The following is a 25,462-nucleotide window of genomic DNA, read 5'->3' as shown; positions in this document are numbered from 1 at the left end:
AATTTGAGGTGTTCGTATGAAGCGACCGACTAGTTGGATGATTCTTACGATTCTTTTGGTATTCATAACACTATCATCCATGTACCTATACTCCGAAAGATCGATAGCTTGGGATGACGTGCAATCAGCTGATTCTATTAATAGATATCTTGATCAAATGACATTAGAAGAAAAAGTCGGACAGCTATTGATGCCCGCGATTCGTGAGATGGATGGAGAGCCGGTCACAGAAATGAGCGGTGATCTGAAAAAATTGATTCAGACATTCAAACCAGGAGGCATCATTCTTTTCCGTGAAAATGTTGATTCTCGTCAACAACTTAAACAGTTAAACAAATCTTTACAAAAAGAAAGCGAGCTACCTCTACTCATATCTATCGATCAGGAAGGCGGTTTAGTGACGCGTTTACCCTATTTCCCCAAGTTATCTGGGAATATGGCACTTGCAGCCACACGGAATTCAGAACTTGCTCGTGAAACTGGACAAGTGATTGGAGCTGAACTGAAGCAGGTTGGAATCCATATTAATTTTGCACCTTCAGTTGATGTAAATAATAACCCGAATAATCCGGTCATTGGTGTTCGGTCTTTTGGTGATGATCCGCGTTTAGTAAGTGAAATGGGAGCAGCGTTCATGAACGGTCTTCACGATGAAGGTGTTATGGCAGTCGCCAAGCATTTTCCAGGCCACGGAAGTGTAAATATGGACTCCCACTACGTATTGCCTGTAAGTGAACAATCCCTGGATGAGTTGAAACAGACTGAATTAGTCCCTTTCCAGTCAATGATTGAGCAAAGCGTTCCTGGAATCATGACCGCTCATATCACCTTCCCGAACATCGATTCATCTGAATTCACTTCGCGTAAAGACGGTCTTCCTATCAAAGTTCCTGCCACTTTATCACCCAAAATCATGAATGAGTTGCTTAGAAAAGAGATGGGATTTGAAGGTCTGATTTTTACCGATTCAATGGAAATGAAGGCGATTGCTGATCACTTCGGACCTGGTGAAGCCGCGGTCCAGGCTGTTTTAGCTGGTGTCGATGTCATCGTCATGCCGGATCATTTGAAAGTAGCTTACGATGCTTTAATTGAAGCGGTGGAGGACGAACGAATATCTGAAAAGAGGCTGGATACTTCGGTTCGACGTATTTTAAAAGCGAAAATGGATTGGGTTGATCCAGATTTAAAAGAGAAGCCGCCATATCAAGCGGTTCAATTAGAGAAAAAAATAGCAAAACAATCCGTGACCTTATTAAGCGACCAAGAGGAATTGCTTCCATTGCAAGAACCGTTTTCCGGTGAGATCACATTGGTCGCGAGTGATGGTCGGAATCTCGAATCGATGAAAAATGCATTGTGGAAGTACCACAAGAAATTTCATATTGTGAAGTTAGAGGCACTGAAAAATAAAAATGGGTCATTGTCGAAAGATCAGTTGAAGCTGATTGAGGACGGAGATCTCACAGTCCTAATTACTGACTCATCGACCATAGTAGGTGAGGGAGACACCAGCTGGGAGGAAACCGTTCTAACAGAAGTAGTTAGAAAATCTAAACAATCCATCCTTGTCATGGTGAGAAATCCGTATGATTATGACAGGTTATTAGGTGTTGATGCCGCCATCGCTCAATACTCTGATTATCACCCTTCATTCCAGGCGACGGCAGACCTTATTTTCGGAAAGATCAAAGCGAATGGTGAGCTTCCTGTAAAACGTCTAAACGAAAAGTGAGATGAGTGGAATGGAATTGAGGTTAGAATTGGATGGTATCATTGATAAAACGGTACCGAAAGTAGTTCCAGGGTGTGTCTTGAAAGTGATGAGTGACGGAGTGACTCTTTATGAAAAAGCTGCAGGACATCGTCAAACATTTCCGAGTGTACAGCCGGTAACGTTAGGAACGGTTTTTGATATTGCATCGCTTACGAAAATCATTACGACTACGATGGTTCTCAAGTTGATCAGCGATGGGAAGTTCAGAATAGATACGAAACTTGTAAATCTTTTAGATATACAAAGTCCTGAGTTGAAAAACCGGATCAGAGAAATAACCATTTTTGAACTCCTAACACATTCTTCAGGTTTAGTGGCCTGGTATCCGTTTTATACGGGAAATGCAGACTTTTTCAAGCAACTCGAGCATTTAGGTGCAGATCTTTTTCATATGGGAAAGGACAAAGTAGTTTATAGTGATCTGAATTTCATCTTACTTGGAAAAGTAATTGAAAAAATTACACGGTTGAAGTTAGGCGATGCATTTCACGAACTTATCAAGGTTCCGCTCGAATTCACCTCCATGCGGTATGGACCGATTGAACAGGGGAATGTGGCTGCAACCGAGTTCGGAAACCCGATTGAAATGAAGATGTGCGAAAGTCGTGCGCTCGCTTTTGATCGTTGGCGAAGTACGGAAATCCCAATTTGCGGTGAAGTTAACGACGGAAACACATATTATTTTTTCAATGGAGTCTCCGGACATGCAGGACTCTTTTCAAATATGGAGGATGTTTGTGACATTGGAAGAATTTATACGCAACCATCATTTGCTGAAAAGGTAGGGATTAAAAAACAATTGATTCAAGAGGTGAATAATACGTCGGTTGGTACGAGAAGTATAGGGTTTGAAAAGTCCTCCATTTTTCCTGAAGGATTTGGACATACGGGTTTTACCGGAACGTCGCTTTACGTTCATCCAAACCGGAATCTTGTTGTCATTTTATTGACGAACCGGCTGCACCAAAATCATCCTCCAAATATCAATAACCTGCGCCGCACCATACATGAAGCTGTCTTGTCATACGCCTAGCCATTTCAATAGACCGTATAAGAATGTGATTGTAAACATTGAAAGGATTGTTGTAACTGCAGACCCGACTGAAGCGAAGTATGGATCTCCTCCATATTTCCTAGCATACAACGCGATTGTCGGGGCAGAAGGAGTTGCAGCAACGAGCACGGCGACAAGCAAGAGAATTTTGTTATCTAAAATGAAGATAAACGGGAGTAGGCAGAGCGGGATACCTAACAATCGCATAAATGCAGCAGACCAGAGGTGTGGGCTTCGAATATAGCTCCATACCTCTTTTTTGTTTAAGTTTGCAAGCAGAATCCCGATAATCAACATGGACAGAGGCACGGTTGGAAGCCCCACCGTTTCAAACAAGCTGTGAAAAGTTTGAGGCCACTGATACGGTAGGAGATAAACGATGAACCCAACTATTGTCGCAATCACCCCTGGATTGAATATGAGCCATCTCCATGAGAAGGATGCATTGCTCCGACCGACGACATAGATGCCGTATGTCCAAATCAACACGATATATAAGAAGTTGAAGACAGCTGTATAAAGGATACCGATCTCACCAAGCAATATGTAGATGATCGCATAACCAATAAACCCTTGATTCCCGAATACAATAAGGCCTTCATAGACCCCTTTTCGATCTTCTGAGAGGTTTGCATTTTTTCGTAACATACGTCCGATACCACAGGCGATCAGGATGGCTGTGGTGGATAAGAGTAAGAGCCATCCAAATTCGTGAAGATAATCGGCCTCGTACGGGAAATCCATGGAATATAAAATGAGTGCTGGTAACGTGATATATAGGACGAGCTGGGTTAAGATGTAATCCGAAGAGTCAGGTAGGATACGGGCTCTCCGCGCGACATAACCGATCACCGCAATCCCGTATAGCATAATCATCTCTCCGAACAACGCATACATTGCTCCCATACAATCCCCCTCCTTCTGCAAGGTATGAGGAAATTTAGGCATAGGTGCAGGTAACACCGATTTCAATCGCGTATTAGTACTATAATGAACATGAATTATTGGAAGGAGTTTTTCCCTTTGACAACTAAACTACCAGATCGTATTTCTAAAGAGTTGAAGTTACCAGTCATATCTGCGCCTATGTTTCTCGTATCGAGCCCTGAACTGGTCATTGAAAGCTGTAAAGCGGGTATCGTAGGTTCGTTTCCATCATTGAACGCTCGGTCCGAAACGATACTAGAAGAATGGATGGAACGCATATGCTATGAGTTGAGAGCTGTGAAAGAAAGTGAGCCTGATAGAAAAGTAGCGCCATGGGCAGTTAACCTGATTGTACATAAGTCCAACAAACGTTACGAGAAAGACCTGGAGATAGTGAAAAAATACGAGCCACCAATCGTCATTACTTCTTTAGGGAATCCATCGGATGTAATCCAGACTGTCCATTCCTACGGTGGATTGGTTTTCTCTGATGTCTCTAACGTTCCGCATGCCCGAAAGGCTGCTGCAACAGGGGTAGATGGACTCATTCTCGTTTGTTCGGGAGCAGGAGGACATGCTGGCACAATCAACAGCTTCGCCTTTGCTGGGGCAGTTAGAGAATTTTGGGATGGGATCACGATTTTAGCAGGATGTATTTCGAGTGGAAGAGATGTGCTCGCTTCACAAGTATTAGGAACAGACATGGCCTACATGGGGACGAGATTCATTTCGGCAAAAGAAAGCTTCGCATCTGATGAATATAAGGGAATGCTCATTGACTCCGCATTAGATGATCTCATTTACACAGATGCATTTACCGGTGTAAAAGCAAACTACTTGAAAAACAGCATCACCAATGCAGGCATTGATATTGAACAACTCAAAAGCAAAGAAAAGGTTGATCTATCCTCACTGAATGAATCCGGTTCAAAGGCATGGAAAGACCTATGGTCAGCTGGACAAGGCGTAGACCAAATTCAAGCCGTCCAGACTGTATCAGAAATCGTTGACGAGATCCAAGAGGAATACGAACGAGCGAAAGAAGGACTATCCACACCTACTACTCAAAAATAAGAGCAAAGCATTGCTTCTGAAAGGAGGTAATGCTTTTTTCATGAGAATATAAATAATGCCGCATAAGATTTTAAAAAAATGAAATGGAGGTACGTTGTTTAAGAAATCCATATTACCAAAAAAAGCCAAAGGCAATAGAAAAATATGTTAAAATATAGGCGTGAAATATTGATTATCGTTACTCAACAAAAGGGCAGTTTAACGGAATAAGGCATATTTTTTCAAAAAAGAAGAATAAGGTGAGAAATCATCTTTTATTATTAAAAAAGGTAAGGATATTGGATGCTTTTGGTTCCGTTGCTATGGTGAATATCAATAAAAATATATTAGTATTAAGTTAGAAATAAATCAAATAACAAGGAGAGTCTCCATTGGTAACTTTAAAAACAGAAAGAGAAATAAATTTAATGAAGGAAGCAGGAAAGTTGTTGGCATCTTGCCATCAAGAAATTGCCGAAATTATTAAACCAGGTATTACTACCCTAGAAATAGATAACTTTGTAGAAGAATATTTAAAAAAATATGGAGCAACTCCAGAACAAAAGGGATACCAGGGTTATAAGTTTGCTACATGTGCATCAATTAACGATGAAATTTGTCATGGTTTCCCTCGGAAATCTATTCTCAAAGATGGGGATATAGTAACTATTGATATGGTAGTTAACCTAAAGGGGGGATTGGCTGATTCTGCTTGGACATATGGTGTAGGAAATATATCCGAATCGGCTAATCGTCTATTAGAAGTAACTAAAAATTCCTTATATAAAGGTATTGGAAAAGCATTTGCAGGAAACAGAATTGGAGATATTGGTTATGCAATTCAATCATATGCTGAAAATGAAGGCTTTTCAGTAGTCCGAGATTTCACAGGACACGGCATCGGACCGACTTTACATGAAAACCCACAAATTCCTCATTTCGGTGTTCAGGGTAAGGGAAGAGCATTAAAAGAAGGCATGGTTATTACAATAGAGCCCATGTTAAATGAGGGGACATGGCATAGCAAAATGGATTCAAATGGATGGACTGCAAGAACGGTTGATAAAAGATTGTCTGCACAGTACGAGCATACTTTGGCGATAACTAAGAATGGACCTGAAATACTGACAGAACAATAAAAATACAGGTTTCCGAATTTTTAAAATGAGTCCGTTATTCAATTAAAGGGGGCAAGAGCTGAAGATCGATAGGTGATCTCCAGCTTTCTCTTTATTCAAGAACTGGGCAGGATTGTTGAATAAGGGGTTCCTAAAATTAATCCATAATAGGGCCAGATTCTGGAACAAGAAGAAGATAGTGATTAAAACTTTTGAAAGGATGTTAAAGTAGGTTAATAAAAAGTTGTATATTTTATAATAAAGTGTAGAAAAAGAGTTCAAATACATTTGATGTAATTGACTCTTTTTTCTATATCCTTAACCTACTGTAGATATAAATATTGTTTCTTTCTTAGAAGTTGAATTTATATCGGTTTGAAATTGAACTTCCACACATTTTCGTGATGAAAGAAACTCTTGGAATTGTTCTTCCCTGACCAGAAATGATCTCATTGAAATAAAAGTTATTCCTGATTTTAGTGAGATGGAAAAGGTACAGCTATCATTCGTTTCATTTGTTTTCTTAATTATATCAGATCTCCAATAGAAATCTGTTTTTATTTGAGATGGAAAACTTATCTTCATTTCACCTTGTGGCTGTTGATTGAAAGTTTTTGGTGCTATATTTGCTTGTATAGCAATGATTAGGTCGTTATTTGAAATGTAATCATCAGTTTCGGTAGCTTCTAACTCGATTGCTGAGTCAAATACATATAGATTGACAGTATCTAATTCACTAATAAAGATAGAATTAATAAAAACAAGTCTTATCAGGAAAAGCAAAGTAGTTAGACTAATAGTTAAAATAATCCATAAAAAAAATGATTCATTGATGATTGATATTACTAGGGAAATTATAGAAGCTATGCTAGAAATAACAATCAATGCTTTACTTTCTGCAAAGTTATGGAAAAAGCCTCCTTTCATTAATAAATACCTCCATAACCCTTGTAATTGTTAATCAGCTTTATGAAAATCTTTAAAACTTCTTTTATATCTTGATAGTATGGTGAATTATACAGAGCTATTCTACCATTGCTAGAGATCTTTGCTTTAGCTTGGCTGTTTAGAGCTATTGTAATATTAGTAATGCGATTTTTGCTCAGATTTATTTGATCAAAATCGAATGTATTATTAATTACACCAGAGATAGTATATTTGCGGGACTGGCTATCAGATTGATAAGAAATTTGTGTGATTTCCCCAAAGTTATTTTGTAGCAAAAGTTGATAAAAGAAATCGTTATTTAATCGTATAGGTTCAATATCCACTGCAAATATATCCTCTAATATAGCGAGTACTTGTCTAGATAAACTGTAAGGTTTAAAAAAAATAAATAAGAATGGTGAATTGGCGAATACAAAAACTGAAATTTTAACAACTGTTCTCACAGTCTGAGTTTCAATTTCAATTTCTCCAAAATCGTCAAGTTTTTCTGTCAATACGTCCTTAGTTGTTTCCCAGTAAAGTTCTATATCAAGATACTCGTCGTCAATGCTGTGAATTCTGTGAAATATCATTTTCCCATCAGAATTCACAGGTTGTTTATCAATGAAACCTTTAATTTGTGAAAATGCTTTTAATTGTGATTTAAAAATTGAAAAGGTTCTTAAATCGCGATCTTCAATCATAGTTCACACCTATTTTCTTTATGAATGTTATTACTATCCATTTTACAATAGTTTGAGGAATAAATGGAGTTATTTTGAAGTCATTATTAAAAGAGTAAAGTTATATATTCATTTGATTAAATCACTTATAATATTTTATTCAATTAAAGGGAGGCGAGAGCTGAAAATCGATATGGTGATCTCCAGCTTTTCCTTTATACAACAACTGGGCAGGTTTGGGGAAGACTCAGTTTCGAGATATTAGGTATTTTGAAACTAAATCGGATAAGTATCGTATTTAATAAATATCTGCTCGAAAAGAGGTGAAAATATGGCTAGGTTAGAAAACGGCAAACTAATAACAGATGAAGAAAGGCGAGAGCTCATTTCTAAAGGTTATCAATATGTCGAAGATATTTTGATGTCACCCGACAAGGTAAATGACTTAAAAAGGTCTGGGTATACTACACCACATTTAGCAGAGGGCTTACGATATACTTTTACTTCTAAAGAAGCGAAAAGTTTTGGAATTTTAGGGGTTGGAGCTTTAGGCGTTGGCTTAGTAACATGGAATGTTGGAAAATTTGTAAAAAGTAAATTTGATAAAAGAAAAGAAGAAGATCTCTAGCCTATTTTAGACCAGAGATCTTTTCACCTGTTCAACAAACGGGAGCTTTAATGTAAGTAATTTCAATACTATATAAATCATTTAAAATATATTTAGGCAAGCTTGGATTCAATATAAATGGGGGTAATGTCCGTGGAATTTTTTAGTGTTCTTTTTATTGTATTAATGATTTTTACAATTCGCTGGATTCGTCTTATAAAGATAAATTCTGATAAACAAATAGAACAAAACCAAGAAATTATTAGCTTATTGAAAGATGATGGCAATCGAGAATAATACGGCTACATATTAAAGATAAGGGGGCGAAGATGGAAGATAAATACCATCAATCCTTAGTTCCCTGATAATCACTTTAAAGAAACGAGGGAGTAAATGACTCAGATTAAAGATATTGGTTTTACTTGTATCACCAATGAACAAGGAATAATTGTGAATGAATCGAACTTGAACAAAATAGGTTCAAATTTTAGAGATGCCGTTAACTCGATATTAGAATCGTTATTGGCATGCCTTTCAACAAAAATTCACAGTGTATACTTAAGAGGTTCTTTACCGAGGGGACTAGGTATTGAAGGTGTTTCTGATATAGACATTCTTGTTATAACGCTGTCCACTTTAGAGAAACAAGAACGTCACAATCTCAAGGTAATTGAAGAGCAAGCAGAACAAAATTTTTCTTTTATTAATGGAGTAGAAACGGGAGTTTACTCTTTAGAAGAAGTGTCTGATACCAACAGTTTTAGCATAGTTTCGTTTATGATAAAGACATACAGCGTATGTCTTTATGGAGAAAATTTAGGTTTAGTGTTACCAAACTATAAACCTGACGATAAATTAGCAAATGAACATATAGTGAATTTAAGATCCCAAATTCTTCAGGCTAAAGATGATTTAATTGGAAATGACGATCAAGAAGATATACAAGATTGCTGCACATGGATTATGAAAATTATAGTTAGGTGTGGTTTAGCTTTCGTTATTATGAAAGAAAACACATACACTAGAGATCTCTATCCAGCTTACAAGTTATTCTCTAAACACTATCCTACTAAACAAGAAGAAATGAAAATTGCATTAAATTATGCAATTAATCCATCGTTAAATAATGAGGAATTATTATCATACCTGAATAGTTTTGGCGATTGGATGATTCAAGAATCTGAGGAATGGCTGAAAGTTAATAACCCTCAAAACATAAAGCATTTACCCCTCTAAATGATTAACCAATATGTTTATTTCTCTAAAGTTATCTTGATATCGAGTCTTCCGCTTAAGGGGGCACTTATTGAAGAAGTAAGTGTCAGTTTTCCATGTAGGGGCCATTTAATTGAAAAATATTACACAAAAAGCCGAATTCCAAACGTAAAGGAAATCGGCTTTTTGTGATTAAATTTTTTCCTAATTATCAAGGTTTTGCTTAAAAAGTTCCTTCGATGAATGTAAATTGCTGTTGACTATTCAGTTGAACTGTATTAAATTGTTATAAAGTTAAACTGTATAGTTGAACTTAATAAAGGGGGGTGAGAGTATGAAACATAAATTATTGCCATTGTCTGAAACCATGCATTATATTTTATTAGCCCTACGTGAGCCACTCCACGGCTATGCCGTAATGCAAAAGATAGAAGAAATGAGTAATGGGACTGTTGTTTTAGCAGCTGGTACATTATATGGTGCAGTTGAAAATCTAAGTAAACATGGTTGGATTGAACCTGTTGGAAATTCGGGTCGGAGAAAAATTTATTTGATAACTACAGAAGGAAGCGCCATTTTGAAAATGGAACAGGAAAGGCTATCTCATATCTTATCATTGTATGAAGGAAGTGAATCAAATGAAGAAGTTTAACATGTTTTTCAATATTGAAAAAGAAGAGCAATGGCTGAACGAGCAATTACAAAAAGGCTATCACTGTACAAATATTAGTGGATTAGGAATTTACACTTTCAAAAAAACTGAAAAAAGATATGTTATGCGACTTGATTATCAAGATTATTTACCAAAGGACAAGTTCGAGGAATACAAAGGGATATATGAAGATTTTGGTTGGAGTTATATAAAGGGGCACTGGCTGGGGGGAATACGGTATTGGCAAAAAGAAGATGATGATCAAAATGAAATCTTCTCGGACCGCCAATCAAAGAGTAATTATTATAAAAGATTAATGAGTTATTCATTTGTGTTGGGTATGTTGTGTTTGTCTTTTTCTTATATGCTTTACAAGGATCATGGATTTTCGGGATTATATTTTGAAGGTCTTTGGAGTATGAATGGCACATTATTCTGGAAAGCATTTTTATTTGAAACTCCATTTGTTCTTTTAAAGTTGTTTCCCGCATTTATGGTTGTTTTTTTTGGTAGCAGTTTCTATAAAGCATATCGAAAGTTTTCAATGTTAAATGAAAAATAATAAGCTGGGGAGTTTAGTATGAACTTTAAAACTCCAAAGAAATGATTAAGAATAATGTATCTACCCCAATCGGTAGCATTTAAAAAGAATTGAATTAGCCCGTAGTTTTGTTTAAGGGGGCGTTGATCTAATAAAGGATTAACGATCTTTTTGTTTAATATCTTACTGATGGGCAGGATTCTGGAGTAAAAGTAGTAAAAGTTAATTAAAGAAAGTGGCGAAGATATGGATATAAAAAAAACAATTACTGGAGTTGCTAAAAAATATAGTTATAGACTTAGCAAATAATGACTTTGAAAGTATAAAAGAAAGATTAGGAAAAGACATACAACTGGATGACATTAAAGAGGAATTAAGCTATTGGGATTCTTTAACCATTCCCCCTGAAAGAGCTTTTGAAAATGTAGAGTTTTATGAGTATGAAGATGGTTCTGGTTTTGCTTTGGAGTTTGAACTTTGGATTGATGATGAAGAAAGCGACTTAACGTTGGCTTGTGAAGCAATCATAGATAAAAACAATAACGTTTTATCTTTTACTATTGAAAATTTACACACTTTATAAAATGGCGATATTCAAGAAAAGGGGGCATTTGGTGAATTAGAACAACCACACGGTTACACGGTTATTAAAAATCTTCTAGAATGGGAGGGGTGTTATGAATTTCCATATGATAATTGGAATGGGTGGTGTTTTCATAAATATAATTGCATTAATCTTATTAATCTCACATCGAAAATACCCACTTTTAATTTTATTGTTTGTATTATTAATAAATCATCAATATATCGGATTCCTTGGTTTTTGGGGAAATGAGAAGAGTTTAATCTTCATATATTACGTACTTTTAATGTTCAGTATTGTGATATCTATATATTCTTTAAAACCTGTAACTAAACAAAATGGTACTCCACAATACCAGCTAATAGAAGGTCAAGAGGTTGGACTAAAAAAGCTAAATAAGTCATGTTACAATAAAATTGAACATACCAAATAAGCTTCAAGTATTATTTATTGAAGTTATTGTAATATATGTATTTTGTTGGAGATTACTAGACTTTAAAAGCCTCTTTACGTTTTAAAATTGCGTAAATCCAATGAATTAGCTTGTTTACACAAGCAATAATCGCTACTTTATGTGGTTTACCTTCTTCACGCTTTTGATCATAGTAAGATCTAAGCTTTGGATTTCGATTCTTTGTTATACCACACTGTACAGCTGTATAAAGTGTTTGTCTAAGTCGAGAAGATCCTCTTTTTGTAATCCGGTTGATGGTAGCTTTAAACTTACCGGATTCGTGGACACTAGGGTCGACTCCAGCGTAGGCTACCAACTTTTTCGCGTGGGTAAACTGATCAATCTCCCCAATTTCGGAAATGATTGTTGCCGCAATCTTTCCACCTATACCGGGAATTGATTGGATAATCTTATAATCTTCAAATTTATCAGCCAAGGCATCTATCTCCTGAAGTAGTTTTGATAGGTGCCTTTGGTGTTGAAGAAGCATTTGAATGTACATTGTAAGAGTAACGATATGACTTGTATAAAGATTACGCTTAAATGGATCTCTCTCGGCTGCTTCCTTAAGCTTATATGCTTTCTCTAAAGACCATTTGTAAGAGCGCTTAGCTCCCTGGTTGAAAATAACTTCAGCGATTTGTTCAACGCTCTCACCCATAACACCTTGAGGTGTTTGATAGTTGAGTAAGGTCGTTAGTGAAGTCCGAGAATACAAAGCTCCGAATACGGTTTTAAACTCCGGGAAAACTTGATCTAAAATCGTCTGGAATTGAAGTTTGATTTTTACATAGCTTTCCGTGAGAGCGTCATGTTGACGTGTTAAATTACGTAAATTCATATGCTCAATTGTCTTCTTCTGAAAGGGCTGAAGATCATCATATAGATAATAAAGTTCTCCCAGCCGAAATGCGTCGATGGCATCCGTCTTTACCTTTCTTAAACTCATTTTCTTTGCTTCATGAGAAATAACTGGATTAATCAAATAATAAACAATACCACGTTCCTCCAAGAACTGTAGCACTGGTTCATGGTAATGACCTGTCGATTCAAAAACGACTGCCGGAGGTAGTCCTGCAGCTTCTTCAACTTCTTTAAAAAACTGATAGAAATCCTGCAATCCTAAAACATTGTGCTCGAAGACAAAGCTTTTCTTGTAAGGGTTCTTCTTTTGTAAAAAGGCTTGAACTTGGCTTTTTCCTTTTGCGACATCCAGGCCAATCACTGGATCCATAGGTTATCACGTCTCCTTTATTTTGTTATTCGCCGGAAACCCCTAACCAATCTTGCAGTGTCATAGCTTCGCTTGTTATGCGGGTTCAGTGCCCCAACCAGCCTCAAACATGTTTCTACAAGTAGGGGGTGGACCGTATTGCGGACGGGATCAAGTCCCACGGGGGCGAACGTCCTACCCCGGCTACCTAAAGAATAACCTAAAATAGGTCAACCAGAAATGACTGGCTGACCTTATAATACGATAGGGGGCACTTCTTCAAGAAGGAGAAGTGCTATTTTTATGGAAATAGAATATGGGTAAAGCAAAAGGGGGAGAAACTACTTGAAGATTAGGAATATGACAGATACAGATATCAAAAGTGTAAAAAATATAGCTGCGAATACTTGGAAGGATACATATAGCTCATTTATACCTATAGAAATTCAAGAAAAAACGTTAAGTGAAGCATATTCAAATGAAACTATGGATAAACGGTTTAAGACGTCTATGATGCTAGTAGCTGAAGAAGATGAACAGATTAAAGGTTATGCATTCTTTTCCTCCGGATCCGAGAGTAAAGAGATTTTCTTAGAATCTTTATACGTTCATCCAAGTCACCAAGGAAAAGGTATAGGAAAGAAACTTTATGTTTCTGGTATTGAGAGATATCACAATCCTACATCTATTTCTCTTACAGTCTATAAAGGAAATTTGAACATTTCCTTTTACGAAAAGGAAGGATTTAAAATAGTGAAAGAAACAGAAGGCGACTTTTGTGGTCATCCTGTTGTTTTTATTAAAATGACTAAAAATCTTATATAAGTTTTCCAGAAAAGTGGGTGTTGACCGAAGAAAGAGGGGAGGAGTTCAAATTCGTGTTTCAAATGTTTTAGCATTCATAATTAATTTGGTTCTTAGTCTATTATTTTGGATTCAAATCGGAGCGTATTCAGATATATCGAAAACGGGTTTTTATTTTCTTTTAACACTTTCGATTATAAGTATTCTTACATTGCTTAAATTTCCTAAGAACATCAATCACTATGTTTCACTATTAACTAAAGTGGTCCTACACTTTGTATTTCTAATTATCATAATAGAAATCTCATACATAATGAATTAATAAATGTGCATTGTTCAATTATCGGGGCGTTGATTTAAGAAGGGTAACGCCTCTAATTGTTTAATAAATACACATTAGGAAATTAACGGAATAAATCCTTTTAGTAGTATCAGATTAAAGGAGGTTGACTGTGACATATCTTAGTGAATTAGAGAAGGACCTCAAGGATACTTTTAAACTGTTAAATGGACTACCAGATTACATTGCGTTAGAAGAAAAAGAAAATATTAAGTATGATGCACAAAAGTTATCAGAACATATCGAGAAGGTTATTTCTTCTGGTAAGGAATTAGGTATTAAACGGTTATCAGGGTTGATTAATAGGACATCTATTCACTATTCAAGCCTTTCAGAAATATTTACTTCTAAAGGATTTGAACCCTATGCTTCGAAAGTTGAAGTTTACCGATCACTAGATGATATTAAAAACGAATTCAATTTGTTCAACTGGCGTTCTTTAGAGGACTCAAATTTATCACAACAAGAATTCAAAGAATGTTGGAAACAATGTATGTCGAATTCCGATAATGCACCAACTACAATCACAATGGAAGAACATTTAAATTCAGTAAAGGTAGAGCTAGGTGATAATTGGAAGAATGCATGTCGGGTAGTATATTTAAACGATAATCTTATAGGAATGTCCATACCTCATATTGAACCAGGTACTTTAGATGAGGGTAGACTATTTTATTTTGGGATTATGCCTGATGCTAGAGGGAAAGGTCATAGTGTTAGACTTCATCATCAATCATTATATATTTTGAAAGAGCTAGGAGCAAAATATTACATAGGAAGTACACATGAAAATAACCTAAAAATGAAAAGAGTTTTCTCCAAAAATGGTTGTTCAATTACAGCTCGTACTGAATCTCTTTATAAATATTTTTAGTGTCAAAAATGTAGTTTAAATAATTTTGATTTATTCATGATAAAGGGGCTTTGTCGGAATAGAAAAGCCTTTTTTAAGGTAGGTGTAATAAAGTGAGAAGAGTAGAAGTTTGTCCTTATAATGAGGAATGGCCCAAGATGTTTCATCAGGAGATGATTAAATTACAATGCATATACGGATCCCAAATAGTTACTATTCATCACATCGGTAGCACATCAATAAAAGGGCTAAATGCAAAACCGATAATTGACATACTGTCAGTAGTAAAAGATATTAACGAAATAGATAAATTTGATGATCAAATGAAAGCAAATGGATATGAACCAAGAGGTGAAAATGGAATACCCGGTCGAAGGTATTTTCAAAAAGGCGGTAATGCAAGAACTCATCATATTCATATATACCAACAAGGTGACGTAGGGATTGAACGCCACATAGCTTTTAGAGATTACTTGAGAAGTAATAATGAACTAAAGAACAAATATGGAAAGTTGAAAGAAGAGTTATCAAAACAATTCCCTTATGATATTGCATCTTACATAAAGGGTAAAGAGCAAATGGTATCTGAGATTGAGAAAAAAGCTTTAAGTTGGTACCGATCAAATAAACAATAACATAAGTTTACTCAAGAATCGGGGGCATATCCGAAATAAGGATATGTCTTTTTCTTTATGAAATCAGTGATTGAGTTAAATCTAATAATTTGAAATAATTGGTATAGGAATCTATGGAAGATTTTTAACTTAGGGGATTTATTCGAAAAGAATACTTTAAGAATTTAGTGTTTTAGAGGATGTGAACGATGTGATATTGGTAGCATTAATTTGCTTTTCAATTGGTATATATTTGAGTATCTCTGGAATTTTGATGTTGATAGAAGAGGGTGAATCGAAAAGTAGTATTTGGAAAAGGGTTTTATTTATCACAGTTGATTTAATTTCCAATCCTATGTCAAGTGAAGGATTTCGTATTTTATTTGGAGGTATCCTTATTGTTATTGGAATCTTAGTTCTTTAAACCAAATATTCCGTTATAGGGGGCGCTTGCTGAATATAAGGTGAGCGCTCTTTATAGATTTAGGGCAGGATTGTAGGAGCTTGGAAATTTTCCTTTTTAATACGCAGTTTATTAGATGAAATATTATCATTAGCTATACCTAATGGTAATATAATACATAATATGGATTGGAGGGGTGTTTATGAGTAATCAATATATTAATCAAAAGGCTCTATCAGAATCTGTAGGATGGGTTGAGAGTACTGGACGCGGTTGGATAAAAAAATTCAAAGAATATATACCAATGAGTAAGGAAGGAAGGAATAAACTCTATAATGAAGAATCTGTGAGAATTTTAACCTACATAAAACAATTAAATGAGAACGGATTGAGCGCTAATCAAATCCATGAAGTTTTTAGTAGTAACGGTGTTCCAGGGAATGATAAAGCCTTTAATGAGATGTTAAATAATCACAAATCTCTAGAAATAAGTTTTAATAGAGACGTAGCTGAGACTTTACCTTCACAAAAAGAATTAGTACTTCCTATTTTAACGGCTTTAAGAGATGGCAAACCATACACCACATCCATGATAAACGATGAGGTAGAAACTGTATTTAACTTAAACGAAAGTCAAAGAAATATCACTTATTCCAATAGCAGAGATAGTATTTTTACGACAAGAATGAGATCGGCTAGATATTCGTTAAAAAAGCAAGAGTATATAGAAGAGGTTAGTAAATTTACATATCAAATTACACAAGATGGTTTACAGCTATTAAACGATAGTTTTGACGATATTGTGGATGAAATAGAGGAGTTAGAAAATGTAGTTGATCCATTTGAAATTATACTTGATAAAGTTCAGGAGATCGAAACTGATTTAATAAATGATTTAATAGAGCATTTGAAACAAGCCCATTGGAGAAGGTTGGAAACAATAGTAGTTGAACTTTTAACTTCTATGGGATATGGAGATGGTGAAGTTACTGAAAAAACTAATGATGGAGGTCTTGATGGAATTATTAAGGAAGATAAATTAGGGCTTGATAATATTTATTTACAAGCTAAACGTTGGGAAAATACAGTAACCAGACCTGATGTAATGAGTTTTTCAGGAGCACTTGATGCAAAGGGAGCAAGGAAGGGCATCTTTATTACTACTTCTAGCTTTTCTAAAGGGGCTGAAGAATACACTGATCGGCTAGAAAGTAAAAAAATCATTTTAATTGATGGTCGAAAGTTAGCAAAATTAATGATTGAAAATAATATTGGTGTCAGTATTAAAAAGAAATTGGTAGTTAAAGAAGTGGATTTTTCCTATTTTGAAGGTGAGTAGTATTAGAACTGCATTGAATAGTAAAACCATTCTAGATTTTCATATTCCATTAAATGGGCTTTTGCGAATCAAGGAGGATCTAATGATGCTACCAAAATGTAATGTGTGCAACTATCAATTCGGCTGGAATAAAACCTACATATCACTTTTTAAAAGTAGGGAACTACACTGTGATGAATGTGAGACCGAGCTTAAGTCAACTAACCTTGGAAGACTCACTTTATTAGTAATAATACCAATGATGCTAACAAGGAATATAATTTATCAGGATAACTCGAATTTTATTTTGCTATTAGTTTAGTATCAATGATTTTTGTAGCTCTTTTAATTTCATTGTTATTACCCTATTTAGTAACCTACAGTTCTGATAAGTAACTTTTCAGAGAAACTTCCTCAACTAAAGAGGGCATTTCTCCAATAAACAGGAAATGACGACGTAAGAAAAATAAAAAGGGAGAAATTAACATAGAATGAAAACAATAATAAATCCATCTATAAAACTAAAATCTTCATTAGATCGAGAAGATTACGAAGATATACTTACATTAAGAGAATACTGCCTTGAAAAAGAACATGTAACACTAAAACTAGAACTTGATTACAAATTAAATAAATCTTTTAACGAGAGTATAGGTAAGGATAAAATCAACGAGTTTATGTTTTATGATGGTGGAAAACTTATAGGCTATATGGGGATCTGTCAATTTGGTTCCGAAACAATAGAAGTAAATGGGATGGTTCATCCTGATTTTAGGAGAATGGGAGTCTTCAAACGTTTGTTTTCATTAGTTCAAGATGAGTGGAATAAGAGGAAATCGCAACATATGCTTTTGTTATGTGATCGCACTTCTACACCTGGAATTAATTTTATTAAGAATACGGGAGCTCAATACGAAAACTCAGAATATGAGATGTTTTGGGGAGGTGAAGCAAGAGGAGCCACAGTTATGAAAAACTTAAAACTAAGAAAGGCTCTTAATCAAGATGCAAAAGAAATTGCACGACAAAATGCTATATACTTTCAAGTGAATTCTTTGGAGGAAGAATTAACACTTACTGAAGAAGAATCAAAGCACGGAATGGATACTTTTCTGGCTGAACTAAACCAATCGGTTATAGGTAAAGTTCATATGGAAGTACAAAGTGGTGTAGGTGGAATTTATGGATTAGGCGTACTTCCAGAATATCGAGGAAAAGGTTTTGGCAGAGATATACTGATGAAAGCTATAGAGAAATTAAAAGAAAAACAAGTTCAACAAATTATGCTACAAGTTGCAGTAAAGAACATGAATGCTTTAAACCTTTACCAATCTTGTGGTTTCAAAGAGACTTCTACAATGGATTATTTTAAACTAACAAAGAAATAAATTAATCACTCAAAATAATAAACTATTATTAAGTGGTCTTCAGCAATCAAAGAATTACGTCTCTTGTTGTTTAATTATAAATAATTGAGAGCTAAATAAAAGCAATATTTTATAGGAGAAATCATAATGTTACAGACTTTCGAAACAGATAGATTAATTTTACGTGAACGGACCTTGGAAGACATGGAAAACTGTGTAGAAATGGATCGTGATCTGGAGGTAGTTAAGTATATACCTGAGATAGTAGAGCTAATAAATGGACCAAGTTCTAATCAGATAAAGCATAAGGATTTTATTAGAAAAAGAATTGAAACAATCTATCCTAAGGGATTAGGGTACTGGACAGTTGAATCAAAAGATAATGATAAAAAATTTATTGGTTGGATCTTATTAATTCCCATTGATAATATCGGCCCTGATATTGAAATTGGCTGGAGACTAAAACAAAAATATTGGGGTAAAGGTTATGCTACGGAAGCTGCAAGAGTAATATTACAACATGCTCTTAATAACGTTGAACTGGAAAAGATAGTAGCTGATATACATTACTTAAATCAAGGATCTAAAAAAGTTGCAAAGAAAATTGGCCTCAAATTAGAGAGTCCAAAAGAAGATAATACAAATAATTATCTCAGGTATTCTATATATAAGAATCAGCAAGTGTTATCTAAATATTGAGTCTTCAAGAAAAGGGGGCACTTATTACATAAAACAGCTGCTCCCAATACATAAGGATTGGGCATTTTTCTGGAAGACTCCTTCGAGATATCTTTGGGTTTAGAATCTTAAACCTTAGCTATGTTATTGCTACAATGATGGTAATTTATATCAGGGAGGTAATTCTAATGAACTTATATATAACTAAATGGGAGGCTGAAGTAAAAGAAAACAAGGTGATGAAAACTTAACTGGTAAAGGAGTATTAAATGGAAATTAATGTTGATTTAGTTAGAAGGTTAATAAACGAACAATTCCCTAAATGGTCAGAATTAGATATTACACCTGTGAGAAATGGTGGAAATGATAATAGAACTTTCCACTTAGGTGATTATATGAGTGTAAGGTTACCGAGTTCTAAAAATTATGTTCCTCAAGTTGAGAAAGAACAAAAGTGGTTACCAATATTAGCTAGAGAATTATCTTTACCAATTTCGACACCGATAGCAAAAGGGGATCCTAATCAGGAATACCCGTTTCCGTGGTCAATCTTCAAGTGGTTAGAGGGGGAAACGTTAACTCCTAAAAATATTCGTGATTTTAACCAATTTGCAAGAGACTTGGGAGCATTTTTAAATGAGTTTCAATCTGTAAATGCTAATGGAGGTCCTTTAGCAGGGAAACACAATTTTTATAGAGGTGGCGATCTTGCAATATACGATCAAGAGACTAGAGATGCTCTTGACGCGAACACAGATACATTAAACACCTCATTACTAGATGAAATCTGGAATCTTGCTTTGAGCTCTAAATTTTTCGGTCACCCTGTTTGGGTTCATGGTGATATGGCTACAGGTAATATTCTCACTAGAAATGGTAAGCTCTCTGCTGTTATAGATTTTGGGATTTTAGGAGTAGGTGATCCTTCTTGTGATTATGTCATGGCATGGACCTTTTTCGATGACGAAAGCAGAAAGGAATTTAAACGTACATTAAATACGGACGAAGAAACATGGAACAGGGCACGAGGATGGGCATTATGGAAAGCTCTAATTACTTACAATTGGAACAGAAGATCTAACAAAGTAATCGCAGAAGAATCATATAATATCATTAATATCATTCAGGAGGATTATGAACTAAATCAATAACTCAAACTGACTATTACATGAATGAAATAGTCAATGTTCATATAAAGTGTTTGTATAAATTATAGGAGGGATAATTGGTCTTATCCTTCTCCTATTTATTTTTTATTATAGTAAATTGTGGCCCTTTATATCATTGGAGGTATCTCAGTTTCAAGTTTTTAAGAAAAGAAGGCAAAACCGGAAGATTTTTTAATCTTCCGGTTTTTGAATGGGAAAAAATAAATAATTAACCTTCTTATGGTAAAATATTGAAAAGGGGGCATTTCTGTAAGAAATGAGCAGTTCAAAGTAGAACAATTTTAAATGAAAGGACGCCTAACTTGAACAAGGAAAGCGTCCTTTATCATAATTAAATACTCAGGTGCAAGATATGTTGTGGTCCTTTAGGACCGTTAAATATTTCATTATTGTCCACAAATCCAGTTTTCAGATAGAGACTAATTGCTGCTGAATTTTTTTGATTAACTCCAAGGACAACTTCGTTTATGTTAGGGAAGTTTTTGCTTATGAAACTTGGAAGCATTTTAAGACCTGACTTTGCTAAACCATTGCCTTGGCTTTCTTTATTAATTGAAAATGCGGTTAATAATCTTGCATTTTCATTACTAGAGTATTTGTGTAATTTAGAACCTTGTTCTAGAGCAAAATAACCTACTGCCTTATCATCTTTTAGAATTAGAATATGTATGGTTTGGTCTGAAAGGTTAGGATCATTAATTTTCTGTAAGGGTAAAGCTGTGAACATTAATTGCTCATTTGGGAGGTGAAAGTTAGAAAGATCTCTATCATAATTATGATTGTATTTAATAAGTTGGACCGTAGAATTTGTAGTGGTTGATTTCAATAATTTACTCCTCCATTATTTGTAATATAATTTGAGTATAATCTAGTCGATCTCAAGTTACAAACAACTTCAGTAATTAGGTTAATAAGTAAAAAATCCAGTAATGAGCCGTCGGAGGCGTTGATCTAATAAAGAGAAAAGACCGACTTAAGAAATATAACAATTAGAGGAGTATTTAATATAGTATGAAAACAATAATAAATCCATCTATAAAGCTAAAATCCTAACTAGATCGGAAAGCTTATGAAGATATTCTTACACTAAGAACGTGCTGTCTAAAATAATGAAAAAGGGAGGAGTTTCAATGAAATTTAAAGAGTTCTTTTAGGTTATCCTATTAAATGCATTTTTAGGTTACTTATGGGTTCTTTTCATTGATCACATTATTGGAGTTGTAAATTTACTTGATCAAGTATTTCTTGCGGGAGGATTTATTATCTTGATAGGTAGTATTTTATTCTGGGAAATTGTTAAACGAGTTACTCCATTTAATGAATATAAATTTACTCACCCGTTAAAAATTACTGGATTTGTTTCATTTGGTACTGTAGTAGCAATTCATTTGTTTGCTATAAATATTATATAAAATATATATTTTTCTATTTAAGAAAAGGGGACAGTTCTTTCATAGTTAAGCCCCATATAAACATAACGAGGAGATAACATATGAGACTAACAATCTTAAGTTACTTTATAATCCTTTTCATTATAGCTAGGATTGTAAGTCTTTCAAGTTATATTAAATGGATTCCAACTATAAAAACAACAATACAACACGATGTAATTGTTGCACTTTCCTTTTCTTTGTTTTTCTCTTTTACAATGGGATAAAAAAATAATATTAGGTCTTTAAAAAATTAGGTCTTTACTCCATAAAAGGGGGCATTTCTTTAAAAAGCTAACAGTGAAACCTATAACATAAATTTTGATTTGAGGGAGGTTTGGCATGAAAGAGACAGATTACTCTATAATTGCGGATAAGTATGATAAAAATCAATATAGAATACAAGAAGTAAAGAAGGATTACGACTTAGAAGAATATATAAATCAACATAATAATGGCTCATATAATGTACTCGATCTATCATGTGGCACTGGTTTATACCTTGCAAAACAAGTGCCGCTGTTTTCAAATGTAAATATCGTTTGGAACGGCTTAGATGCTTCAAAGGATATAAAGAAGGCTAGTGAGAAAGTTAATAATGTGAATTTAGTACATGGTTATGCTGAAAATATACCATTTGAAACTAACACTTTGGACTACATATCAAACAACTATGCATTCCATCATTACGAAAACAAAGACAGTGCGTTGGATGAAATTGCTCGTGTTTTGAAGAATGATGGAGTATATAAATTACATAATATTGCTATCCATAAAATGCCTGAATGGTGGGTTTATAAGTATTTTCCATCAGCCTATGAAGAAGATTTAAAAAGGTTTTGGGATGATGAGTTAATCTACCAGCAACTTTTGAAGAGAGGATTTACAGTTCGTAAAAGAATTGAATATCGTAAGGAAGACATATTAGTCGATGATTACATACAATATGCTCAAAACAGAGATATTTCTGTTCTAACTTTAATCAGTGAAACAGACTATGAGAATGGTTTGGAGAAAATGGAAAAGGATTTACGATTGGATCCTCTTAAGGAAATCACTAATGATTTTGCAGAACTTTTTATTATCTCTAAAAAAATATAGGTATCCTTCCTGAAAAGGGAGCGATTGTTGCAAAAGTAACCAAACGTAAAAGTAATGGTAGATAAATTCTTAGGAAGTAACTTGTTGTCATTACTTGTTGTATGAAGAAAAGTTTTCAATCCTCATCCTTAACTAACTGGAGTTGTTGAGGGCTAGTTTTAGCTAAGCGTTCTATGATACCTCGCGCTTCAAGGTCAAGTTTGACGCTAGTGACATACCAGCTAGGTGACCCATCTAGTATTTCATTTAAACGATGAGAACTTTCATTAGAAAGGTTTTTAAAGGTAATAATGTTGTTTTCTCTAATGATATCTATGATCGTTTTTTTTACCAAATTATACTTTTCTTTATTTATAGATGGCATTTCCTTGGAATCTGGATGCAGTAACTGTACTCGTTCTTCCATTGAATTTTCCCCCTTTGGTAGTTGGTGAAGTTTACTAACTTTATGATACTATATTTACCCTTATTTGTATTAATACAATGTTAATTTTGTGGGATTAGGAGAGTGATTACTGATGAATTTTTATAAAATAACCGGGCTTTTACTTGCAATAATGTCTGGTCTTATTTATACACTTGAGCGAGGAGTTTCCTTGATTTCATCGAGTTTGATAAAGGCGGGTTTTTTCTCAGGGAGGATGACAGGTGAAGTCCCTGAGGTTGAGGCAAGTGGTTTCTTCAGCAACTTATTTGTACCTCTTTTCTTTTTTACCGGGTTGGCACTAATCATATACAGTATTAAGAAGAAATAGCTTCTTGCATTGTAGGGAGCTTTAATATATCCCTTTAAAAAGTGGCGTTCTCCTTGAGGAGGATACGCCACTTCATAGTATAGGGCTTAATAAAAAAATTTGAAGGATTTGAACACGAATATCCACGTGAAAATAATGATGATAATCGCAAATAAAAAGCTGAAACCGATTATTGGCCAAACATAACCGTTAAGTCCCCCGTTAAATGGAAAGTTCATTTTCTATCCCCTTTCAAAGTTTGTATATCTTATGAGCGATTTACCCGTTAAGGTCTAATCAATAGAGATGAATCAAAGAAAAGGGCGGATTCATTAGTGAATTACGATCTTAGATCAAGTGCGGGGACATGACTCCTAGTTTGACGCTTTTCAAATGAATTCCCTTTCGTTATAGTACTAGTAGCATTAGAAAGGAAGATGGCTATGGAATGGGTGAAGAAAACCTTTCAAGAGTTGACGAAAGGGGAATTATATACGATTTTGCAAAAGCGGGTAGAAATATTTGTCGTAGAACAAGAATGTCCTTATCCAGAAGTGGATGGGCGAGATGAGGAGTGCTTACATATTTGGTCAGAAATTAACGGTGAGATGGCAGCTTACTGCCGTATTGTTCCGCCACTTGAAGGCGATGATGACTATTCAATTGGCAGGGTACTAATTGCGAAGCCACACCGTGGACGGGGAATAGCCCGTGAAATGATGAATGTTGCTATTGACGTACTCGTGCAGGAATATGGTGTGAAAACGATAGCGCTCCATGGCCAGGAACACCTTCGCAACTTTTATGGTTCGTTTGGGTTTAAAGAAGTAACAGATGTGTACTTGGAAGACGGGATTCCACATGTCGATATGCTGATGGTAGTGGCAGATCGTTAGTTTATCCCTAGTACATTTTTTCATTGAAAGGAGTACATTATGAAAGTCCACTTCAGGAGACTGACTGAGCCAGATTTCAATCATATGGAGGTTTTCAATAGATGGGAAAATGATACCTCTTTAGTTCCATTAATTCGTCCAAACCCAAATAAAGAAGCGCTTGAACAACAAGTACAAACTACGGTTGATGAGATGAAACAACGGCTCGAACATCAAATAATTTTTCTTATCTATTTGGATGACAAGTTGATTGGTGAAATGAATTATATGGTTGATCCGGCCCATCTATACAAACAAGTAAAGGGAACCGCATGGATTGGTATTACGATAGGAGAACCAGAAGGTCGTGGTAAAGGGATCGGCTATCAAGCGATTCAATTTTTAGAAAAGCAGATCAAGCAAGCCGGTTTAAATCGAATTGAATTGGGTGTGTTTGAATTTAATGATCAAGCACAACATCTGTACCGGAAATTAGGGTACAAAGAGATTGCTAGGATTAAAGATTTTACGTATTGGCAGGATCAAATGTGGTACGACATCCGTATGGAAAAGTATGTATAACAAAATGTCTCATTATGTTTATGGTAATGAGACATTTTGTTTCGTATTCAATTTACTGGTTGAAACGTTTACCAACCATAACCGTATCCATAAGGTGGGTAGTATGGATAGGGACGAAAAAGCGTTACGCCTGCAATCGTCCCAAGGCCTAGCCCTATAAGCCCTGCACCTAATAGTGGGAAAAATCTCCCGTCACTTTCTTCAAGTGGTTGTAGATATACCTTCTCAGAATCTACACCTTTAATTATTCCATGATAAACTTCCTTGCTATAAGTAGTAATAACCACAGGCTTTTCAATATGTTGCATACAGTGTTGAGCCATAAACTCCTTCAAATGATTACCTCCCCAATAATTATGAAGTCTCTCTTATATGTTATGAAAGGAATCG

Annotated in this window: 28 protein-coding genes; 21 read left to right on the top strand and 7 right to left on the bottom strand. The window is 35.0% G+C overall.

All coding sequences use genetic code 11. The annotated features are described in order from the left end of the window. Positions 1 to 16: 16 nt before the first annotated feature. Entirely contained in the window at positions 17 to 1,735 is a 1,719-nt protein-coding gene (gene nagZ, locus L2716_RS08320) for a beta-N-acetylhexosaminidase (protein ID WP_236333563.1), read from the top strand. A gap of 1 nt (position 1,736) precedes the next feature. Further along, a complete protein-coding gene (locus L2716_RS08315; protein WP_236333561.1) occupies positions 1,737 to 2,810 on the top strand; it encodes a serine hydrolase domain-containing protein in 1,074 nt (357 codons plus the stop codon). Here L2716_RS08315 and L2716_RS08310 read toward each other — a convergent pair. Continuing rightward, positions 2,799 to 3,737 (bottom strand): AEC family transporter, encoded by a 939-nt coding sequence (locus L2716_RS08310; RefSeq protein WP_236333559.1) that lies wholly within the window; start codon positions 3,735 to 3,737, stop codon positions 2,799 to 2,801. The two genes, L2716_RS08315 and L2716_RS08310, sit on opposite strands and share 12 nt — an antisense overlap. Positions 3,738 to 3,854: 117 nt before the next feature. On the opposite strand from L2716_RS08310, the gene L2716_RS08305 reads away from it, so the two are divergent. After that, positions 3,855 to 4,832, top strand: coding sequence for an NAD(P)H-dependent flavin oxidoreductase (locus L2716_RS08305; protein ID WP_236333556.1), 978 nt, complete (start codon positions 3,855 to 3,857; stop codon positions 4,830 to 4,832). A gap of 371 nt (positions 4,833 to 5,203) precedes the next feature. After that, complete coding sequence (gene map, locus L2716_RS08300) at positions 5,204 to 5,950, top strand: type I methionyl aminopeptidase (RefSeq protein WP_236333554.1); 747 nt, start codon at positions 5,204 to 5,206, stop codon at positions 5,948 to 5,950. A gap of 297 nt (positions 5,951 to 6,247) precedes the next feature. Here the strand turns inward: map and L2716_RS08295 are convergent, their stop codons facing one another. After that, positions 6,248 to 6,856: a hypothetical protein gene (locus tag L2716_RS08295; protein ID WP_236333552.1), complete on the bottom strand. Its 609-nt coding sequence runs from the start codon at positions 6,854 to 6,856 to the stop codon at positions 6,248 to 6,250. Then, positions 6,856 to 7,560 (bottom strand): hypothetical protein, encoded by a 705-nt coding sequence (locus L2716_RS08290; RefSeq protein WP_236333551.1) that lies wholly within the window; start codon positions 7,558 to 7,560, stop codon positions 6,856 to 6,858. Before L2716_RS08290 ends, L2716_RS08295 begins: the two co-directional genes overlap by 1 nt. A gap of 310 nt (positions 7,561 to 7,870) precedes the next feature. Here L2716_RS08290 and L2716_RS08285 point away from each other — a divergent pair, with 310 nt between their 5' ends. The 6 genes from L2716_RS08285 (at position 7,871) to L2716_RS08260 (ending at position 11,570) form a co-directional block, all read left to right on the top strand. Beyond that, positions 7,871 to 8,167, top strand: coding sequence for a DUF5516 domain-containing protein (locus tag L2716_RS08285; RefSeq protein WP_236333549.1), 297 nt, complete (start codon positions 7,871 to 7,873; stop codon positions 8,165 to 8,167). Positions 8,168 to 8,539: 372 nt separating this feature from the next. Next, positions 8,540 to 9,382, top strand: a complete 843-nt coding sequence (locus L2716_RS08280) for a nucleotidyltransferase domain-containing protein (RefSeq protein WP_236333547.1) — start codon at positions 8,540 to 8,542, stop codon at positions 9,380 to 9,382. A 313-nt stretch (positions 9,383 to 9,695) separates the two neighbouring features. Next, on the top strand, positions 9,696 to 10,013 hold the full coding sequence (locus L2716_RS08275; protein WP_236333545.1) for a PadR family transcriptional regulator: 318 nt from the start codon (positions 9,696 to 9,698) through the stop codon (positions 10,011 to 10,013). After that, a complete protein-coding gene (locus L2716_RS08270) occupies positions 10,000 to 10,575 on the top strand; it encodes a DUF2812 domain-containing protein (RefSeq protein ID WP_236333543.1) in 576 nt (191 codons plus the stop codon). Before L2716_RS08275 ends, L2716_RS08270 begins: the two co-directional genes overlap by 14 nt. A gap of 253 nt (positions 10,576 to 10,828) precedes the next feature. Next, positions 10,829 to 11,137 (top strand): DUF7668 domain-containing protein, encoded by a 309-nt coding sequence (locus L2716_RS08265; protein ID WP_236333541.1) that lies wholly within the window; start codon positions 10,829 to 10,831, stop codon positions 11,135 to 11,137. A gap of 94 nt (positions 11,138 to 11,231) precedes the next feature. Then, on the top strand, positions 11,232 to 11,570 hold the full coding sequence (locus L2716_RS08260) for a hypothetical protein (protein ID WP_236333539.1): 339 nt from the start codon (positions 11,232 to 11,234) through the stop codon (positions 11,568 to 11,570). Between the two features lie 55 nt (positions 11,571 to 11,625). Here L2716_RS08260 and L2716_RS08255 read toward each other — a convergent pair whose 3' ends face one another. Continuing rightward, a complete protein-coding gene (locus tag L2716_RS08255; RefSeq protein ID WP_236333537.1) occupies positions 11,626 to 12,825 on the bottom strand; it encodes an IS110 family RNA-guided transposase in 1,200 nt (399 codons plus the stop codon). Positions 12,826 to 13,164: 339 nt separating this feature from the next. Here L2716_RS08255 and L2716_RS08250 point away from each other — a divergent pair, with 339 nt between their 5' ends. From L2716_RS08250 to L2716_RS08220, 7 genes are all read left to right on the top strand, one after another. After that, on the top strand, positions 13,165 to 13,629 hold the full coding sequence (locus tag L2716_RS08250) for a GNAT family N-acetyltransferase (protein WP_236333535.1): 465 nt from the start codon (positions 13,165 to 13,167) through the stop codon (positions 13,627 to 13,629). A gap of 431 nt (positions 13,630 to 14,060) precedes the next feature. Next, a complete protein-coding gene (locus L2716_RS08245) occupies positions 14,061 to 14,822 on the top strand; it encodes a GNAT family N-acetyltransferase (protein WP_236333533.1) in 762 nt (253 codons plus the stop codon). 92 nt (positions 14,823 to 14,914) lie between these two features. Next, positions 14,915 to 15,436 carry a GrpB family protein gene (locus L2716_RS08240; RefSeq protein WP_236333531.1) on the top strand — a complete coding sequence of 174 codons (522 nt, stop codon included), beginning with the start codon at positions 14,915 to 14,917 and terminating at the stop codon, positions 15,434 to 15,436. A gap of 584 nt (positions 15,437 to 16,020) precedes the next feature. Next, on the top strand, positions 16,021 to 17,157 hold the full coding sequence (locus L2716_RS08235; protein ID WP_236333530.1) for a restriction endonuclease: 1,137 nt from the start codon (positions 16,021 to 16,023) through the stop codon (positions 17,155 to 17,157). A gap of 470 nt (positions 17,158 to 17,627) precedes the next feature. After that, on the top strand, positions 17,628 to 18,524 hold the full coding sequence (locus L2716_RS08230; RefSeq protein ID WP_236333528.1) for a GNAT family N-acetyltransferase: 897 nt from the start codon (positions 17,628 to 17,630) through the stop codon (positions 18,522 to 18,524). Between the two features lie 126 nt (positions 18,525 to 18,650). Then, entirely contained in the window at positions 18,651 to 19,202 is a 552-nt protein-coding gene (locus tag L2716_RS08225) for a GNAT family N-acetyltransferase (RefSeq protein ID WP_236333526.1), read from the top strand. A 248-nt stretch (positions 19,203 to 19,450) separates the two neighbouring features. Then, entirely contained in the window at positions 19,451 to 20,332 is an 882-nt protein-coding gene (locus tag L2716_RS08220) for an aminoglycoside phosphotransferase family protein (RefSeq protein ID WP_236333524.1), read from the top strand. Positions 20,333 to 20,681: 349 nt separating this feature from the next. Here the strand turns inward: L2716_RS08220 and L2716_RS08215 are convergent, their stop codons facing one another. Then, positions 20,682 to 21,176: a GNAT family N-acetyltransferase gene (locus tag L2716_RS08215; protein ID WP_236333522.1), complete on the bottom strand. Its 495-nt coding sequence runs from the start codon at positions 21,174 to 21,176 to the stop codon at positions 20,682 to 20,684. Positions 21,177 to 22,122: 946 nt separating this feature from the next. On the opposite strand from L2716_RS08215, the gene L2716_RS08210 reads away from it, so the two are divergent. Beyond that, a complete protein-coding gene (locus L2716_RS08210) occupies positions 22,123 to 22,881 on the top strand; it encodes a class I SAM-dependent methyltransferase (protein ID WP_236333520.1) in 759 nt (252 codons plus the stop codon). 115 nt (positions 22,882 to 22,996) lie between these two features. Here the strand turns inward: L2716_RS08210 and L2716_RS08205 are convergent, their stop codons facing one another. Beyond that, positions 22,997 to 23,287: a DUF6958 family protein gene (locus tag L2716_RS08205; RefSeq protein ID WP_236333518.1), complete on the bottom strand. Its 291-nt coding sequence runs from the start codon at positions 23,285 to 23,287 to the stop codon at positions 22,997 to 22,999. 112 nt (positions 23,288 to 23,399) lie between these two features. On the opposite strand from L2716_RS08205, the gene L2716_RS08200 reads away from it, so the two are divergent. The 3 genes from L2716_RS08200 (at position 23,400) to L2716_RS08190 (ending at position 25,072) form a co-directional block, all read left to right on the top strand. Continuing rightward, the gene (locus L2716_RS08200) at positions 23,400 to 23,636 is read left to right on the top strand and encodes a hypothetical protein (protein WP_236333517.1); all 237 of its coding nucleotides are present in this window, start codon (positions 23,400 to 23,402) and stop codon (positions 23,634 to 23,636) included. A gap of 422 nt (positions 23,637 to 24,058) precedes the next feature. After that, positions 24,059 to 24,511, top strand: a complete 453-nt coding sequence (locus L2716_RS08195) for a GNAT family N-acetyltransferase (protein WP_236333515.1) — start codon at positions 24,059 to 24,061, stop codon at positions 24,509 to 24,511. 39 nt (positions 24,512 to 24,550) lie between these two features. Beyond that, positions 24,551 to 25,072 (top strand): GNAT family N-acetyltransferase, encoded by a 522-nt coding sequence (locus tag L2716_RS08190; RefSeq protein ID WP_236333514.1) that lies wholly within the window; start codon positions 24,551 to 24,553, stop codon positions 25,070 to 25,072. A gap of 68 nt (positions 25,073 to 25,140) precedes the next feature. On the opposite strand, the gene L2716_RS08185 is transcribed toward L2716_RS08190, so the two are convergent. Beyond that, positions 25,141 to 25,407, bottom strand: coding sequence for a hypothetical protein (locus L2716_RS08185; RefSeq protein ID WP_236333511.1), 267 nt, complete (start codon positions 25,405 to 25,407; stop codon positions 25,141 to 25,143). Between the last annotated feature and the right edge of the window lie 55 nt (positions 25,408 to 25,462).

The sequence above is a fragment of the Pseudalkalibacillus berkeleyi genome, from assembly GCF_021608225.1.
Taxonomy (GTDB): Bacteria; Bacillota; Bacilli; order Bacillales; family Fictibacillaceae; genus Pseudalkalibacillus; species Pseudalkalibacillus berkeleyi.
Note: the sequence above shows the minus strand (reverse complement) of the source record. Positions and strands in the feature narration are given on the sequence as shown.